Below are 17,949 nucleotides of genomic sequence, written 5' to 3'. Positions count from 1 at the left end.
CCATTTTCCTGATCGTTCGTCACAATGGGAGACAGTAGATTTTATCAGTATTGGGCGAAAGAGGTTTCATGTTAAAGGTACAGAAATATAGAGTTCCTGTGGCAGTCGGGGCGGGATTGCTACTCATTACCTTATGTGGTTCGTCTTGGTTCGTCCTCCGACAGACTGGTGTTCTGCCAAACTTGAGGGCTGACTCCGCCAAAAGTGAACTCAGTTTGACCCAAAAGGATGCTCAATCCCTGGTATTACCCTTGGTATCCTTATCCCCCGAAGCCAGGGCGGAGCAACTGATGGACATCGCTACGGGGCGTCAATCCCTGGATCAATATCGCGCCCGCTATCTACTCGCATCGGATTTAATTGGACAACAGCAGCCAGAGGCGGCACTTCAATGGCTAGAGGGATTGGACGCGAAGTATCCCCAGTTAGCTTCTCATATTGCCCTGAAACGCGCTCAAGCCTACACAGCGATGGGGGATACAGCTAACGCCGAACAAGCTTGGCAAGGGATTCTAGAGACTTATCCCAGTGATCCTGTCGCCGCGCACGCCCTGTATGCGTTAGGTGAATCGAATCCCGATTATTGGCAACAGGCGATCGCCCAATTTCCGACTCATCCCCGTACCCTGGATATTGCCCGCCAAAAGCTGCAAGAGAATCCCAAACAACTGGATTTACTCTTACTCTTAGCCAAATCAGCATACGATACTCCTGGGAGTGGCGGAATTCGCGATCGCTTGGTAAATGAGTATGCGTCTCAATTACAGCCGGAAGACTGGCAGACGATTGCCTTTGGCTATTGGAAAACCCGGGAATACGCCAAAGCCGCCAAAGCCTACACCAAAGCCCCGCCCACACCCGAACAGGCTTACCGCGTAGGGCGTGGGTATCACCTGAAAGGCAAACGCCAAGAAGCCAAAGCCGCCTATCAACAACTTATTCGCACCTTTCCCGATGCCAAGGAAACGGGGTTGGGATTGCGGCGTCTGGCGAGTCTCCTCCCCTCCAAAGAGGCAATCCCTTACCTGGATCAGGTGGTGGCGAAGTTCCCCGATGAAGCCCCCGAAGCCCTACTCACCAAAGCCAACATCTTGGATGCGTTGGGGAGTTCTCAATCCGCCGCCCAAGCCCGTCAATCGGTGTTAACTCAATATCCGAGTTCTGATGCCGCCGCAGACTATCGTTGGCAGGTGGCAAACCAGAAAGCCCAAGCTGGGAATTTAGCCGAAGCATGGCAATGGGCGCAACCGATTACCCAGGATAGTCCCGATAGTGCTATTGCCCCGGAAGCCGCGTTTTGGGTGGGCAGATGGGCAATGCAACTGGGACGCCAAGAGGAAGCCACCGCCGCGTTTGAGCATGTTTTGGCACAGTATCCCGAATCCTATTATGCCTGGCGGTCTGCCCGATTTTTAGGCTGGGATGTGGGGGACTTTACCACGGTGCGGGATGTGAATCCGACGGTGGTGCTACCGAAAACGCGATCGCGACTTCCGGCTGGATCGGATACGTTAAAAGAATTGCATCTATTGGGACAAAATCAGGATAGTTGGACACTTTGGCAAGCCGAGTTTCAAAATCGCCAGGAACCCACGGTTGCTGAACAATTTACTGATGGCGTCATGCGCTTAGGCGTGGGGGATAACATTAATGGAATTAACCAAGTTTGGTTTTTGAGTCAGCGCGAAACCCCGGAAGAACGTCAGCAATGGCAAGCGTTGCGGGCTGAACCCGCTTACTGGCATACACTATTTCCTTTACCATTTTTTGAATACGTTAACAACTGGTCGGGTCAGCGTCAACTGAATCCCTTATTGGTGATTGGTTTAATTCGCCAAGAATCTCGGTTTGAACCGGAAATCGGTTCTATAGCGGGAGCCAGGGGGTTAATGCAAGTTATGCCGGGAACGGGTCAATGGATTGCCGATAAAATTCAGCTTCAGGAGTATGACTTAACTGATCCCAATGATAATGTCAAATTAGGAACCTGGTATTTAGATCATACTCACCAAGAATACAATAACCATTCTTTATTCGCCGTGGCAAGTTATAATGCGGGTCCGGGGAATGTGGCAAAGTGGATCAGGAAGTATGATACGACTGACCCTGATGCGTTCATTGAGCAGATTCCCTTTGCCGAAACCAAGGGATATGTGGAGGCAGTGTTTGAAAATTATTGGAATTATTTACGGTTGTATAATCCAGAGGTGAATCAATTATTACGGAAGTATTCTAAGCACCAGCCAGGGATATCTCCCTAGTGTATGCACAGATGTGCCATGGCACGTCTTGAATTCTGCCGAATGTAGGGGCGGGTTTGCCTATTACCGTGTATTATTGCACAAAAGATACGACTCAAACCGCCCCGTTCAATTAACGGGGAGCATCCCTCATCCTTTTGCCTAACTCTAAAGTCGAACCCAGTGGATCTAAATACACCAAACTTTCTGTGCGATCGCATCCGGGATGAGGTAAAGTCCCAAGCTTTGGTAGAGTGGTAGTCTTAGTAGACAATGGATTTTGATATAAAATAATTTAAACCAATAAAAATAGAAATACTGTAATTATAAATATCTGCTATGAAGAGTTTAACACAAGAAAAATTTATAAAAATATTAGTTATCGATTATCTCCAAGAAATATATCAACGTATTACCAAACATTTATCCAGTTATAATTATAGTTTAATCCACGCCAAAAACCTTGAACAAGCTATATCTATCCTTGATACTGAGCCTGATTTGCCACCCCACTTAATTCTGCTAGCTGTTAATCATCCAGGTATTAACATCCATGAGCAAATCCAAAATCTGAAAAGAACGCCAAAGTTAAATGACGTGCCGATTATTGCCGCAATTACCCACAATGATATCAATAAATTAACCTCAATAATAGAAGCAGGTGCTAATGATTATTTAATGGTTCCCTTCACCCAAGCTGAACTGTTAGCCCGAATCCAGACTCAGTTAACGCTTCATAACCTCAACGCCGAAAATTTACGCCTCTCCCAAGAAAATACCGACTTAAAAATATTACTCGAAACCTCGACCGAACACGGCGATCTGGTGTTTGAACAGTTGCACGATCAAGCTGAGGAAGCGGTGCGTGAAAGCGAACGTCGGCTGGCACAATTTTTGGAAGCCGTACCTGTTGGCGTTTTGGTGGTGGAGGCTAGCGGTAAGCTGTATTTTATGAATCAAAAAGCCAAGCAAATTTTGGCACAGGATTTAGATCCGACTATCCACACTGATCAGCTTTGTCATACCTATCAACTCTATTTAGCCGACACTGATCAAGTATACCCATTAGACCGCTTACCGATCGCGCGATCACTCGCCTGTGAAACCGTAACCGTTGACGACTTAGAAGTGCGTCACGCGAATCAACGAATTCCCCTAGAAATGCAGGCAATGCCCATCTATGATGACCAGGGAACTCTGCTCTATGGCATTAGTGTATTTAAGGATATTACCGCCCGCAAACGTACCGAGAAAATTTTAACCGAGTATAATCAAACCCTAGAACGAGAAGTCTGCGATCGCACCCAAGAATTAGAAGCTAAAAATCAGCGACTCCAGCAAGAAATTGAGGAACGCAAGTTACTGGAGCAAAAATTGCGAACCTCTGAGGGCAAAATGCGAGCAGTGTTTGAGGCAATGCCTGATATTATCTTAATTATTGATCCTCAAACTAATGATATTGAAGTCGCACCGACTCGACCTAGTCGCGATGTAGGAGAATCGGCACACCTGATTAGTCAAACCATTGCAGAGTTTCTCGACGGTGACAACGCTCCAATCTGGTTTCAGCTCATTCGTCAGGTGGTTAAAACCCAAGAACCGATTCATTTTGATTATAGTTTAGATGATGCCGATCAACGGGTTTGGTTTACTGCCAGTATTGCCCCGTTACCGAACAACTCGGTTATATGGGTTGCCCGCAATATTACCGATCGCAAACGCACCCAATTTGCATTATATCAATCGGAAGAAAAGTTTGCCCGTGCCTTCCGTTCGAGTCCCAGCGCCATGACAATCACGCGATTGAGTGATGGCTGCCATATCGATGTGAATCATAGCTTTTGCCAGTTTACCGGCTATTCTGCCCCAGAAATTCTCGGTCGGACTGCCCTGGATTTGCATCTTTGGGTGAATCAAAAAGACCGAAACCGGATGTTAAAAGCTATCTCCAACAATGGGATTATTCGCAACTACGAATTTGAGTTTCGTACCAAATCGGGAAACATTCGCACCGCCTTACTCTCAGCCGAACGGATTACCCTAGATAACCAACCCTGTTTGATCGCCGTCAGCCAAGATATTAGCGATCGCAAGCAGGCGGAATTTGCTCTGCAACGCGCCAAAGAAACGGCTGAACAGGCGAATCGTGCCAAAAGCCAATTTCTGTCCAATATGAGTCATGAATTACGCACTCCCCTGAATGCAATTATTGGATTTGCCCAGTTGTTAGGGCGCGACGCTTCTCTAACCCCAGAACAACGCGATCATATTGGCATTATTTGTCGCTCTGGTGAACATTTACTCAGCCTGATCAATAATGTGTTGCAATTGTCCAAAATTGAAGCAGGTCAGATTAAACTCGATTGCTATAGTTTTGACCTATACGGGTTACTCATAACAGTAGAAGAAATGTTTAAATTGTCGGCTCAAAAGAAAGGATTACAGTTAGTCTTTGACTATGAGCAAACACTACCTCGCTATGTGGACACCGATGAAGGAAAGCTGCGCCAAATCTTAATTAACTTACTGAGCAACGCGATTAAATTTACCAGCCAGGGCGGGGTGACATTGCGCGTTAAAGAGGTGCAGGGGGAGCAGGGGAAGCTGGGGGAGCAGGGGAACCCAATCCCTCAAAAACTGCGATTTGAAATTGAAGACACGGGTTCCGGTATTGCGCCCGAGGAACTTGATTCACTATTTGAGGCTTTTGTGCAAACCGAAACAGGACGCAAATCTCTGGAAGGTACAGGATTAGGATTACCGATTAGTCAACAATTTGTCCAACTTATGGGCGGAGAAATTCAGGTCAATAGTCGCTTAAACCAAGGCACTATTTTTACCTTTGATATTAACATTAACCTGGTAGAAGGAATTGAGCTAGAAACCCAGTCAGCGACGCCTCGCGTAGTTGGCTTGGTACCCGGACAACCAAATTACCGTATCCTTGTAGTGGATGATCGCCTAGAAAGTCGCTTACTATTGATTAAACTGCTAACTAGCGTCGGATTTTCCGTGCGAGAAGCGGTGAATGGGCAAGAGGCGATCGCGATCTGGACAAGCTGGGAACCTCACCTGATTTGGATGGATATGCGAATGCCTGTGATGGATGGATATGAAGCCACCAAACGTATCAAAGGGCATCTCAAAGGTCAAGCTACCGTGGTTCTAGCGCTTACTGCTAGCGCTTTTGAAGAAGAGCGATCGCTGGTTCTCTCGGCTGGGTGTGATGATTTTGTTCGCAAACCCTTCCGAGAAGACGTAATCTTTAATAAGATAGCCCACTATTTGGGGGTGCAGTATGTCTATGAACAGCCAACCGCATCAACCGCGTCGGCGGGTGAACGCCCAGCATCCCACCAACCCCTAACGGCTCAAGCTCTGACAATTATGCCCAAGGAGTGGATTAATGAATTATATCAAGCGGCAAACTCGATTGATAATGAGCAGATTTTCCAGCTTGTCGAGCAAATTCCGCCAACCCATGTTCAAATTGCCCAAGTTATAACCGATATGGTGAATAATTTCCGTTGTGATCAAATTATCGATTTAATTGAACAAGAGATGGAGGAGTTTTGAGTGTTGACCCTTCACTTTGTTCAAGGGAATCTGGTTGTGAATTTTGAGTGGGTAGGGGCGGGTTTAGGGACTAACGCCAATTAAAAGCCGATAACTGAGCAACAAAACCCGCCCTTGTTCAAATGACAGCGAGAAAGATAGCCGGGTAATCCTCACCAGAAAAATAACTATGGATATGATAGGACGAATAACGTAGCTTGCTGCTCAAGGGAAGCGAGTATGACAAATAACATAAGACATAAGACATAAGACATAAGACATAAGACAAATGACGAAAGGCAACCTATTAATTGTTGACGATACCCCAGAAAACTTACAAGTTTTATCCGCCACCTTGTCGGAGCAAGGCTATCAAGTGCGGGGTGTGGTTAAGGGAAAAATGGCAATTCGCGCCGCTAAATCTGCCCAACCCGATCTCATATTACTAGATATCCGGATGCCAGAAATGGATGGGTATCAAGTCTGTGAACACCTGAAAGCTGATGCAGAGACTCGTGACGTTCCCGTCATTTTCATTAGCGCCATTGATGATGTTTTGGATAAAGTCAAAGCCTTTCACGTAGGTGGTGTTGATTACATCACCAAACCCTTTCAGGTAGAAGAAGTCTTGGCGCGGGTGGAACATCAATTGACGATTCGGCGGCTGTCTCAAGAAGTACGCGATCGCAATCAAGCGTTAGAACAGGAAATTCAAGAGCGGCGCAAAGCTGAAAAAGCCGCCGCCGACGCCTCGAAAGCGAAAAGCGAGTTTTTAGCCAATATGAGTCACGAACTCCGCACGCCCTTGAATGCTATTTTAGGATTCACTCAGGTGATGAGTCGTGATGTTCAACTAACACCGGAACAACGCGAATATCTGGGCATTATCAATCGCAGTGGCGAACATTTGCTGGACTTAATTAATGATGTCTTAGATTTGTCGAAAATTGAAGCGGGGATTATTTCCCTCTATGAAACCAGCTTTGATTTGTATCGCTTATTAGATAATTTGGAAGAAATGTTCCAAATTAAAGCGGAACAGAAAAAATTAAACTTAGTATTCACGGTTGCCCCCAATGTCCCTCAAGCCATAAAAACTGATGCCAAAAAATTACGGGTTTGTTTAATTAATTTATTAGGCAACGCGATCAAATTTACAGAAAAGGGTCGGATTACCTTACGAGTCAATTTGGCAACCGAGGCGTTAACCCCTCAAAATCAGTCAGATACCGACTCATTATCCGCATTTCCGCCCAGACTCCGGTTTGAAGTCGAAGATACCGGACCAGGTATTCCTGCGGCTGACATTGATCATTTATTTGATGCCTTTGTCCAAACCGAAACCGGACAAAAAACAGCAGAAGGGACAGGGTTAGGGTTAAGCATTACCCGTAAATTTGTGCAATTGATGGGCGGAACCATTACCGTTAGTAGTGTTGTCGGCAATGGAACTATTTTTAAATTTGATATTAAAATTAATCCAACTGATCTTTACCCCCTAATTCCCCAAGCCCACCAGCGTGTCTTATGCTTAGAACCGAATCAACCGATTTATCGTATCCTAGTGGTTGATGATACCCCAGAAAATCGCCTGTTGCTGATTAAATTACTCGAACCAATTGGCTTTGAAGTGCGGGAGGCGGCAAACGGGATACAATGCTTAACGTTATGGGAAAGTTGGCAACCTCACTTAATTCTTATGGATACACGTATGCCAATGATGGATGGATTAGCAGCAACGCGACAGCTTAGACTGAAAGAACAAAAACGAGTATCTCAACCCAACTCAGACTCGGATTTCCCCAAAACTATTATTATCGCCTTAACCGCCAGCGCCTTCGAGGAAAAGCGGGAGGAGATTTTAGCCGTCGGATCGGATGATTTTCTGCGTAAACCGTTTACAGAGGAACAAATTTTTAATGCAATTGCCCACTATTTAGGAGTGCGCTATCGTTATCAGGAGTTATCGGATAGTTTGCCTCGCTCTCGATCAAGTTATAGCATACAAGAAAAACCAGACTCGTTTTTCTGTTCTGAATTATCCAGTCTACCGTCAGCCTGGGTAATTGAAGTAGCACAAGCGGCGAATCAGTTAGATGAAGAGAGAATTGCTCAGTTGATTCAAGAACTACCGCCAGAAAAAGCCGAATTAGCCCAAGCATTAACGGATTTACTTCATGATTTTAGATTAGATGTCATTGTGCGAGTGACTCAGGCTGTCATCAATCATTCATAAGGACTAGAGTGATGCTAAGTCAACAATTATCAACTGTATTGGATAAACCTGATATAACCATATTAGTGGTTGACGATAACCCGAATAATCTGCGCTTTTTATCGGATGTCTTGCAAAAAGAAGATTATAACATTCAACGGGCTATTTGTGGAAAACTCGCCATCCATGCGGCGATTTCGTCGCCTCCTGATTTGATTTTACTGGATATTGTTATGGCGGATATGGATGGGTATAGTGTTTGTCAATGTCTAAAGTCAAACCCGAAAACCAAAGACGTTCCGATTATTTTCTTAAGTGCGTTGACGGAAGCGGCTGATAAAGTCAAAGCGTTGAAAATTGGCGGGGCTGACTATATTACCAAACCGTTCCAACCGGAAGAAATTTTAGTTCGCATCGAAAATCAATTGCTCCTGCAAGGATTACAGAACCAGTTAAAAGAACAAAATAGTTTACTCCAACAAGAAATTCGCGATCGCCAGCACGCTGAAAATCAACTTCGCCAACAGGCAAGACAGCTTAGCCATCAAAATAGTTTACTCATTGAACTGGCTAAAAATAAAATTTTATATCAGGGAAATTTAGAAATAGCGTTTCAGAAAATTACCGAAGTCACAGCTCGTACTCTTGAGGTCGAACGAGTCGGTATTTGGCTCTATAATCAACAAAAAACTCATATTGAATGTCTGGATTTATTCCAGCAAAGTCACTGCCAACATAGCACTGGGTTAAGTCTAGCCCTAGCTAACCATCCGCTTTACTTTAACGCTTTAATTGAGGCTCCCCTCGTTGCAGTAGATGATGTGATGAACGATCCCAGAAGCGGTGACTTGCTGGAGTCTTACCTACAGGAATTAAACATAACATCAATGCTAGATGCTCCTTTACGATTGGGCGGAAAAATTGTAGGTGTGTTATGTGTTGAACAGATACAAACCTGCCGACATTGGACACCAGAAGAGCAAAACTTTGCCCGTTCTATCGCCGATCTTACCTCATTACTCTTAGAAGTCCAAGAACGTCAACGCGCCGAAGTTGCCCGCCAAATCTCAGAAGAGAAATTTACCAAAGCTTTTAGTTGTAGCCCTGACCCGATTACGATTAGCACTTGTCCAGACGGACACTATATCGATGTGAATCAAAGCTTTCTCAAGCTATTGGGATATGATAGACAAGCTGTCATTGGTCAGACAATTTTTGATCTAAACTTGGTCGTCAATCCGGAAAACATGGTTCAGTTTGAACAGCGTTTACAGCAACAAGGATCGCTGGGTAACTGGGAAACGGAATGGCGGACTAAATCGGGTGAGATTATTACCTTATTATTATCGGCTGAGTTTATTGATCTGAAAGGGGAACGCTGTGTAATCACCGTCGGTAAAGACATTACCGAACGCAAGCGAATTGAAGAAGATTTACGCCAAAGTGAAGAACGCTGGCAGTTAGTCTTACAAGGCAATAATGATGGAATTTGGGATTGGAATTTACAAAGTGGTGAAATTTTTACATCTGAGCGGTTTCAGGAAATTATCGGTAATCAAAATTGCTACGATGACACCTGCAAAATTGTACATCGTTTCGATGAATGGATTAGTCGTATCCATCCCGATGATGTGGAGCAAATTGTAGAAACAACCCAACAGTACTTGGAGCGAAAAATCCCTTATTATGAAATTGAATATCGCTTACAATGCCAAAATGGTGACTATAAATGGGTAATGTGTCGCGGACAAGCCCTGTGGGATGAAGACGGAAAACCTCAGCGGATGGTGGGTTCACTCAAAGATATCTGCCAACGCAAACAAGCCGAGGAAGCCTTGCATCAATCGATTCAGCGAGAACAGGAAAAATCGACTCAACTGGAGACAGCGTTGGCTGAACTCAAACGCGCCCAAACGCAACTGATTCATAATGAGAAAATGTCCAGCTTAGGGCAAATGGTGGCAGGTGTGGCGCACGAAATTAATAATCCTGTCAACTTTATTGGCGGGAATCTCATGTATGCTAAAAATTATTTTGTCGATCTCACTCGCTTAATTAATGCCTATACCAAAAATTATCCCAATCCGCCTGAAGAAATCGAAGAGATTATTGAGGAGATTGACTGGGAGTTTGTCAGTGAGGATTGGCAGAATGTAATCAAATCGATGGAGATAGGTGCTGATCGCATTCAGCAAATTGTTCAATCCTTACGCATTTTTTCACGGCATCATGAATCCGAACAAAAAGCCATTGATATTCATGAGAGTATCGATAATACATTAATCATTTTACGGCATCGGCTTAAAGCATCAGGCGATCGCCCGAAAATTGAAGTCAGTAAAAACTACGGCAAAGTACCGCAAATTACCTGCTATGCGAGTCAATTAAATCAAGTCTTTATGAATTTAATCAGTAATGGAATTGATGCCTTAGACAATAAACCCGCCCCCCGACACATTAAAATTAGTACCGAAGTGGTGCAGAAGCATCAGAGTTCAGACAATAATGGTAATGAAAAACCAACAACCGAATTCGCGGTGATTCGGATTGCGGATAATGGAGAAGGAATTAGTCCAGAGATTGTTTCTCAAATATTTGACCCCTTCTTTACCACAAAACCCGTAGGACGCGGTACGGGATTAGGCTTATCGATTAGCCACGAAATTATTGTCGAGAAACATCAAGGTCAACTTCAGTGTGTTTCTAATCCCGGTCAAGGAACAGAGTTTATTGTCGAAATTCCTATTGTAAAATGAAACTGATAAATTCCTGTTCCCTATTCCCTGTTCCCTGTTCCCTGTCTAATCACAAATGACGAACTACGCAATTGATTTTGGTACAAGCAATACAGTGATCACGCGCTGGAACGCCGCCACTGGCGAAGCGGAAACCGTCAACCTACCCGGTTTATCCGTACAACTTGCTCAAAATCCGCCCCTGATTCCCAGTTTGGTTTATGTTGAGGATGCCCAGCAAGGTAACGTTATAGTCGGTCAAACCGTCCGCGATCGCGGCTTAGATCTTACCACCGATCCCCGCTTTTTCTCCAGTTTCAAACGGGGGATAGGTTCCCAGATTCAGGGATTTTTGCCCGAATTAGATGGAAAAACCCTAAGTTTTGAGCAAATTGGACAATGGTTCCTCAGCCAAATTATCGCCAAACTCTCCCCCTCCCCCACAGACACGATTGAATCCTTAATTCTTACCGTACCCGTCGATAGCTTTGAGGCTTATCGCCACTGGCTAACAGAGGTTTGTCAATCCTTACCCGTGGAACAACTGCGGATACTCGATGAACCAACCGCCGCCGCTTTGGGCTATGGTGTAGCAGACGGAGATACTCTCCTGGTGGTAGATTTCGGTGGCGGTACTTTGGATTTATCCTTGGTACAGTTAAATCAAGAGGTACAAACGGGAACAAAGCCCCTGGGTTTTATCTTGAAATGGGGCGAGAAAGTCTTAGGTGAACGTTCGGGACAAAAGCCCAAAATTGCCCGGGTACTCGCCAAAGCAGGGCAGAATTTAGGCGGATCAGATATTGATAACTGGCTAGTCGATTATTTTGTCCAAACCCAGGGAATTTCGCGATCGCCCTTAACCACGCGATTGGCGGAACGCTTGAAAATCAAGCTATCTTCAGCATCCACAGCCACGGAAGTTTACTTTAATGATGAAACACTAGAGAGTTATGAACTGAATCTGGATCGGCAAACCTTTGAAACCATCTTAACGGATCACCAATTCTTTGATAACCTGAATGAAAGAATGACCCAACTCCTGCAACAAGCACGGCGCAGTGGCATCGAAGTTGCAGATATTGATGCCGTGTTATTAGTCGGAGGAACCGTAAAAATACCCGCCGTTCAAGAGTGGGTGCAGCAATACTTTAACGCCGAAACGATTCGTTCCCGAAAACCCTTTGAAGCCATCGCCCAAGGCGCATTACAATTAGCCCAAGGCATAGAAGTCCAAGACTTCCTCTACCATAGCTATGGCATCCGCTACTGGGATCGACGGAATAACTGTCACAATTGGCATCCCATTATAAAAGCCGGACAACCCTATCCGATGAGTAATCCCGTGGAATTAGTAGTGGGGGCGTCAATAGAGAATCAACCCAGCATTGAATTAATCGTCGGAGAATTAGGCGCAGAAACCGGAGCAACCGAGGTATACTTTGAAGGCGATCGCTTAGTCACACGCCAACTGGGTGGCGGCAAAACCGCCGTACAACCCTTAAATGATCGCGACGGCGCCAGAACCATTGCCCAGCTTACACCCCCAGCCAATCCGGGGCGCGATCGGATCAAACTCAAATTTTCAGTCGATCGCGATCGCGCATTACGATTAACAGTAGACGACTTACTCACTGATCAAACCGTCTTACAAAACCAAATAGTCGCCCAACTAAGTTGAATGTTTGTTTGTAGTTGCGCTTTAGCGCCATAAGCATTTAAGCGCCAACTATAAAGTGACATCCAGTTATATCAGTTATCAGTGAACAGTTATCAGGTTGTAGATTGGGTTGAGCCACAGCGAAACCCAACATTCTATAATATTCTTTATCCCTTCCAACAATGCTGTAGGATTATCTTTATGAGCGACGATAGATTAAACCGAATTGAAGCTGTATTAGAGCAATTTATCACGGCTAGTAATGAACGGATGAGTCGCGTCGAGGAATCCCTTGCAGCTAGCAACGAACGGATGAGTCGCGTTGAGGAATCTCTTGCGGCTAGCAATGAACGGATGAGTCGCGTCGAGGAATCCCTTGCGGCTAGCAATGAACGCATGAGTCGCGTCGAGGAATCCCTTGCGGCTAGCAATGAACGCATGAGTCGCGTCGAGGAATCCTTTGCGGCTAGTAATGAACGGATGACTCACCTAGAGGCGTCGTTTATGGCTAGTAATGAACGCATGACTAGCTTAGAACGTGATATTGGCAATCTCCGCGCTTCTATCAGCGACTTGAGAGATATTATTGTTGGACATGAAAGACGAGTGATTCGTTTAGAAGGCAGAGATGTAGATTTATGGGGCGACTATATTACTCTAGCCGAACGGATCAACGTTTTGGAAGATTGGGAGCGTCAGCAGGAAGAAAATCGTCTATCGAATGAGAATTAAATACATCGATTCCCCCTGTTTCTTAGCAAGGGCGGGTTTAGTTAAGTCATCGGAAATCGACAAAACGCTATTAGTAAAACCCGCCCCTACACCCTTGCTCCTAGACGTAGCTACCTTCTGCCTTCTAGCTTTTTATCTTAGGATAAATAGCACGCTCCTTAAAGCTGGTGGGCAGTGCCCACCCTACAGTATATCAATGGTTTCGGTGATCCAAAACTGCACGCTTTTCAGTGCCATTCATCTTAGGATTCCTGTTCCTTCTTCAATAATTCCTCTTTAGAATCACTCCAGTAGGCACTATACGTCCAGATTTCACTACTTCCTTTAGGTTCGACGGACCATCGATAAATCGCCGATTTTGGATTAACCCCAACCTCAATCAGCTTCGCTCCCATATAATATTCCATCTGACGCTTAGTCATGTCCTTCGCACCACTTGGCTGACTCTTAGAGATTGTGCGAGACATGTGGGCTTGTGTCGGTTTTGGCATAGTTGTCTAGTGTTAATAATCAATCTAGTCCACGAATTAGTCGCCTTCTACAGAAGACTTCAGCTATTCGCGAATGGCTGTTCAGTTAAATGTTCTTTAACTTAGATTTAGTTAATTGGATTCTATTATACATAGATTCGCCAACGCTCAGATATTAAACCTAACAAGAGGGAATCGAAAATGGAACTGAGTCTATGCATGATTGTGAAAAACGAGGAAGCCAGTTTACCGCAAGTCTTGGAGAGTGTGCAGCCAGTCGTGGATGAAATGGTTATCCTAGATACCGGATCAAGCGATCGCACGATTGAGATTGCCCAAGAGTATGGCGCAAGAGTCTATCATTTTCAATGGTGCAATGACTTCTCCGCCGCCCGCAACCAGGCGCTGCAATATGTGCAAGGGAAGTGGGTGTTGGTACTGGATGCGGATGAAGTGTTAACGCCGGAAATTATCCCCGAAATCCAACAGGCGATAAAAAACGATCGCAACTTGGTGATTAATCTCATCCGTCAAGAAGTGGGTGCGACTCAATCGCCCTATTCCCTGGTATCCCGTTTATTTCGCCATCACCCCGATATCTACTTTTCTCGCCCCTACCATTCGATTGTGGATGATAGTGTCGCCCAATTGTTACAGCGAGAACCGGATTGGCAGGTGATTTCCCTGTCTACGGTGGGCATTTTACACTATGGTTATCAACCCGGTGCGATCGCGGCATTGGATAAATATACTCGCGCCAAGAATGCCATGGAAGGATTTCTCGCCGATCATCCCAATGATCCATACTTGTGTAGTAAGTTAGGGGCGCTTTATGTACAAATTGGTCAAGTGGGGGAGGGGATTAAGCTGCTTAAACGGGGATTGACCGATTCACAGGTAGACGCTTCGGTATTATTTGAATTACATTACCATTTAGGCAATGCTTACACGAAACAGAATCAACTCCAACTCGCCGCCGATCATTATCAAGACGCCATCAAGCAACCGATTCTCCCCCAACTGAAACTGGGAGCCTATAATAATTTAGGCAATTTATTATTCCGCGTGGGTGATTTCACCACAGCGAAACGGGCATATCAAACCACGGTGAAAATTGATCCTACTTTTGCAGTGGGATACAATCACCTGGGGATGACGTTAAAAGCCTTGGCACAGTGGGAAGCCGCGATAACCGCTTATCAAAAAGCGATTCAACTGAATCCCGACTATGCCGACGCTTACCAAAACTTAGGCGTTGTGTTACTCAAACTGGGACGAGTACCTGAAAGTTTAGCAGCATTTGAGAGTGCGATCGCCCGTCATCAAGCCAGCAATCCCCAGGAAGCACAACGGTTACGTCAAGAGTTGCAAGGGATGGGGTTAACTAACAGGTTACAATAAGCCCATTGGTGACGGTTCACCGATCAGTTTGAATCAAACAAGACAAAAGTCTCCCTTTTCAGAGAGACAGATAACCAGGATATATTAATTGAGTCGCTCAATACCCTCTCAGTTAATTGTTGTCTTTCTTATTCTGCTTTTTAGCATTCTTTCTATTGACTAACGCACCAAAGCCTAGAGCCGTTGCAGCACCGAAAACAGTCATAGGTTCAGGAACAGGTTCAGGCGTAACGTCAGCCGTTCTGAATGCCACTTCGCCAATTCCTACATCATTACGATTAGGAGGTTGATAACTATCCTTAATATCCATGCGGATAAACTGGGCAGTTGTTGGCGCGAACTCAAAGACTTGGGCAGTGTCAGCGCCCGACTCAAAATCTTGAAGAAAAGAGCCTAAGCTGACAAAGCTACTATCTGCTCCAGTCAACGAAGCAAACAGATCGAAGTTTTGTACACTAAATAAACCAGCCGTACCCCACATCGCCATCCCATCCAAGTCAAAAACATTTCCTAAATCAAACGTAACTGATCCGGGAGTAACACTATTTGAAATCCAACTGCCACCAAACCCGTGTGTAGGATTTCCCGACAAATAGGCATCAAAACCCGTCACGCCACTGGTATAGGTAGTGAACAAACCAGATTGGTTAATCGCATTATTGATGTTAGCAAAAGACCCAATTTCTCCCAGAGTTGTTGAAGCCGATTGAGGTTGAATAATTTGAGTGGCTTCGGCTTGAGTAATCGCTCCCAGTGCCATAACTGTAGCGCCAACGGTAACAAGAGATAGTGATTTCAGCATGGTTTAATTAGATGATGTCGTTTGCTTGAGCCGTTAATTTGCTTCAATAAATAAATCATGAATTACCCCCCCCGATGGTGTCAAGATGTATGTTGAAACTTTACGGAAACTTTAAAGTATTGAGATTTAAAAAATTATTAGCTGTATAAATGAGTTGTGAAATAGAGATGCTGAGAGAATCAGGGTTTCAGGTTCATTTTTGTTCACAAATCATTTAAACTAACGGGAAATTGTTTAACTCGTTTTGTAAAGTTGTGATGAAGTCCTCCAAATGTTCAGAACGATTCATCTCTAACAAGCGCACCTTCACCCGTCCAATTGCAGTCAACGGTATAATTTCGCCGTCTTCTAGCTGAAAATGATCCCGCCAGCGATCGCAACGAGGATGATATAAATGGTGTTATAAATTTTCCTTATGTGTATAGCGATTAGCTTGATTGGAGAAAAACCTAGCTTTTAAGCTGGATGAGTTGGGTTTCCTTGCGTTTTCCCAACCTACAAGCTGTAGGGGTACGACATATCGTGCTTCTACAGATGGTGGTTCAACAGTAAATTTGCGTAATTCCTGTCGTGTAGTACATCAATGCACAGTCTTCATCAAAACTTTATGAAAAAGCCATTATTTGTGTTTTTACTGTGAATAAAGAGAAAAACCATTGCACGCCCCGCCTATTATGCAATAGATTGATGAGCAATTAACAATTAAAACAATAAACACAATGCACCCCACATTCCTAACCAAAATCGCTGCTACTGTAGCAACAACAACTGTTTGATCTGCGGCAATTGCCATTGAAGCTCCTCAAGCTAAAGCCGTGACATTTGATTTTACATTTGGCACAGATGGAACGGGTCAAATGTCCTTCGATGATATATCGCAACCCACGGCTCTCCAGGATTTAACCAACTTTTCCTTCTTTGTTGACTTTCCTGGCTTTTACACAGGTTCGTTATTCTTCACTACTGATTCAGCGTTTGGATCTGAGTTTCAAGATTCGGATGTTATTGTAGACGTTGCAGGAACTGCTCCAAACAGGACAATAACCTTTGTAGACCCTGAGCCAGGTGCTTTTGGGGGCGCTCAAGTAGACTTTACTGACACTGGGAACTTCTCGGATTTTTCATTTTTCTTTAACCTTCGTGATAGCGAGCATGAACCGGGTTACTTCTTAGGAGGTGACGGGAGTAATTTCACCCCTCTGATCGATGAAGAACCTGGATCAGTAACGATTGTTGAAGCAGCAGATACTTCTACTTCTGTTCCGGAACCTGCTTCTATCTTAGGTTTACTCGCTATCGGTGCCATGGGTGCAACTTCAGCGCTCAAGAAAAAGCAAGCCTCAAGCTAGTACAAGAAGGCAGAAGTCCGAAGGCAGATGGCAGAAGGCTATAATGCTCATGGTAGCTGCTTTTAAGGAGCTTGTTAACGGGTTAGTATTTGAAGCCGCGCTGCACTAGAAAATGGGTCTTTTTCCTCAAAGCTTGCTAGATTTCGCTTAATTGATCAGTAGTATCGCCCCACGGGTTACTCAATCCCTGATCTGGTGGGGCTTTATGTCACAAAATTTTTAACCGTTCCGTTTGACTTGTGTTTGAAAAACGTGCTTAAAAGTTGGTAATGTTTTCTATCTTTATCCTCACCCACAACGAAGAAATCGATATCGCCGCTTGTATCGAGTCAGCCTGTCTATCTGATGATGTGCAGGAAGTATGCGATCGCGTTGGTGACAAGCAAGTGTCAGGTCAAAAATTTTCAGGTACACTCAGTCGCTGAGGATCAATAGGGCTTGCAAGCCGACCTAATCGCCAAATTTTCCCTTAACAGAGGGTTGAAATCCACAGGGGTAATAATGTAGGGGCGCAAAGACTTGCGCCCAAAATCGTTTCCAGCTACGCTATTAAGCTGAGGGCGACCCGATCCAATTGAGTGGAATAGTGTTGTCCATTGATGCAAGCGGGTCGCCCCTACAGTTCGTTCCTTTATCCTATTTGAATCCCTCGCCATCACCATCGTGTAGGGGCGGGTTTAGGGATAAACCTTGAATCAACACTGCTAACCTATGTTCAAAACCCGCCCTTAATCCTGGGCATCTCTTCCATAACCTTGATCCAAATAGTCTTGATTTTTATATGGATAAA

Annotated in this window: 10 protein-coding genes and 1 pseudogene; 9 read left to right on the top strand and 2 right to left on the bottom strand. The window is 44.7% G+C overall.

What is annotated here, in order from left to right; genetic code table 11:
* The first annotated feature begins 68 nt into the window (after positions 1 to 68).
* From RIE73_RS25450 to RIE73_RS25425, 6 genes are all read left to right on the top strand, one after another.
* Entirely contained in the window at positions 69 to 2,261 is a 2,193-nt protein-coding gene (locus RIE73_RS25450) for a transglycosylase SLT domain-containing protein (RefSeq protein ID WP_446403832.1), read from the top strand.
* Between the two features lie 318 nt (positions 2,262 to 2,579).
* Positions 2,580 to 5,816 (top strand): response regulator, encoded by a 3,237-nt coding sequence (locus RIE73_RS25445; RefSeq protein ID WP_446403831.1) that lies wholly within the window; start codon positions 2,580 to 2,582, stop codon positions 5,814 to 5,816.
* A gap of 268 nt (positions 5,817 to 6,084) precedes the next feature.
* Complete coding sequence (locus RIE73_RS25440; protein ID WP_446403830.1) at positions 6,085 to 8,031, top strand: response regulator; 1,947 nt, start codon at positions 6,085 to 6,087, stop codon at positions 8,029 to 8,031.
* 11 nt (positions 8,032 to 8,042) lie between these two features.
* Entirely contained in the window at positions 8,043 to 10,766 is a 2,724-nt protein-coding gene (locus RIE73_RS25435; protein WP_446403829.1) for a PAS domain S-box protein, read from the top strand.
* A 55-nt stretch (positions 10,767 to 10,821) separates the two neighbouring features.
* Positions 10,822 to 12,426, top strand: a complete 1,605-nt coding sequence (locus RIE73_RS25430) for an Hsp70 family protein (RefSeq protein ID WP_446403828.1) — start codon at positions 10,822 to 10,824, stop codon at positions 12,424 to 12,426.
* 180 nt (positions 12,427 to 12,606) lie between these two features.
* A complete protein-coding gene (locus RIE73_RS25425) occupies positions 12,607 to 13,137 on the top strand; it encodes a hypothetical protein (RefSeq protein WP_446403827.1) in 531 nt (176 codons plus the stop codon).
* Positions 13,138 to 13,379: 242 nt separating this feature from the next.
* Here the strand turns inward: RIE73_RS25425 and RIE73_RS25420 are convergent, their stop codons facing one another.
* Entirely contained in the window at positions 13,380 to 13,628 is a 249-nt protein-coding gene (locus RIE73_RS25420) for a hypothetical protein (RefSeq protein WP_446403826.1), read from the bottom strand.
* A gap of 180 nt (positions 13,629 to 13,808) precedes the next feature.
* Between RIE73_RS25420 and RIE73_RS25415 the strand changes: the two genes are divergently transcribed.
* On the top strand, positions 13,809 to 15,008 hold the full coding sequence (locus RIE73_RS25415) for a tetratricopeptide repeat protein (protein WP_446403825.1): 1,200 nt from the start codon (positions 13,809 to 13,811) through the stop codon (positions 15,006 to 15,008).
* A gap of 112 nt (positions 15,009 to 15,120) precedes the next feature.
* Here the strand turns inward: RIE73_RS25415 and RIE73_RS25410 are convergent, their stop codons facing one another.
* A complete protein-coding gene (locus RIE73_RS25410; protein ID WP_446403824.1) occupies positions 15,121 to 15,810 on the bottom strand; it encodes a PEP-CTERM sorting domain-containing protein in 690 nt (229 codons plus the stop codon).
* A gap of 815 nt (positions 15,811 to 16,625) precedes the next feature.
* On the opposite strand from RIE73_RS25410, the gene RIE73_RS25405 reads away from it, so the two are divergent.
* Together RIE73_RS25405 and RIE73_RS25400 are read left to right on the top strand one after the other, a co-directional pair.
* Positions 16,626 to 17,159 (top strand): PEP-CTERM sorting domain-containing protein, encoded by a 534-nt coding sequence (locus RIE73_RS25405; RefSeq protein ID WP_446403823.1) that lies wholly within the window; start codon positions 16,626 to 16,628, stop codon positions 17,157 to 17,159.
* A 269-nt stretch (positions 17,160 to 17,428) separates the two neighbouring features.
* Positions 17,429 to 17,548: pseudogene (locus RIE73_RS25400) on the top strand (glycosyltransferase family 2 protein); the annotation flags it as partial.
* Positions 17,549 to 17,949: the final 401 nt, after the last annotated feature.

The organism is Coleofasciculus sp. C1-SOL-03 (genome assembly GCF_040220555.1).
Taxonomy (GTDB): domain Bacteria; phylum Cyanobacteriota; class Cyanobacteriia; order Cyanobacteriales; family Coleofasciculaceae; genus Coleofasciculus.
Note: the sequence above shows the minus strand (reverse complement) of the source record. Positions and strands in the feature narration are given on the sequence as shown.

Coding starts and splice junctions, on each gene's coding strand:
- RIE73_RS25430 (WP_446403828.1), top strand. CDS start 10,822: ATGACGAACTACGCAATTGATTTTGGTACAAGCAATACAGTGATCACG.
- RIE73_RS25410 (WP_446403824.1), bottom strand. CDS start 15,810: ATGCTGAAATCACTATCTCTTGTTACCGTTGGCGCTACAGTTATGGCA.
- RIE73_RS25445 (WP_446403831.1), top strand. CDS start 2,580: ATGAAGAGTTTAACACAAGAAAAATTTATAAAAATATTAGTTATCGAT.
- RIE73_RS25415 (WP_446403825.1), top strand. CDS start 13,809: ATGGAACTGAGTCTATGCATGATTGTGAAAAACGAGGAAGCCAGTTTA.
- RIE73_RS25440 (WP_446403830.1), top strand. CDS start 6,085: ATGACGAAAGGCAACCTATTAATTGTTGACGATACCCCAGAAAACTTA.
- RIE73_RS25435 (WP_446403829.1), top strand. CDS start 8,043: ATGCTAAGTCAACAATTATCAACTGTATTGGATAAACCTGATATAACC.
- RIE73_RS25420 (WP_446403826.1), bottom strand. CDS start 13,628: ATGCCAAAACCGACACAAGCCCACATGTCTCGCACAATCTCTAAGAGT.
- RIE73_RS25425 (WP_446403827.1), top strand. CDS start 12,607: ATGAGCGACGATAGATTAAACCGAATTGAAGCTGTATTAGAGCAATTT.
- RIE73_RS25450 (WP_446403832.1), top strand. CDS start 69: ATGTTAAAGGTACAGAAATATAGAGTTCCTGTGGCAGTCGGGGCGGGA.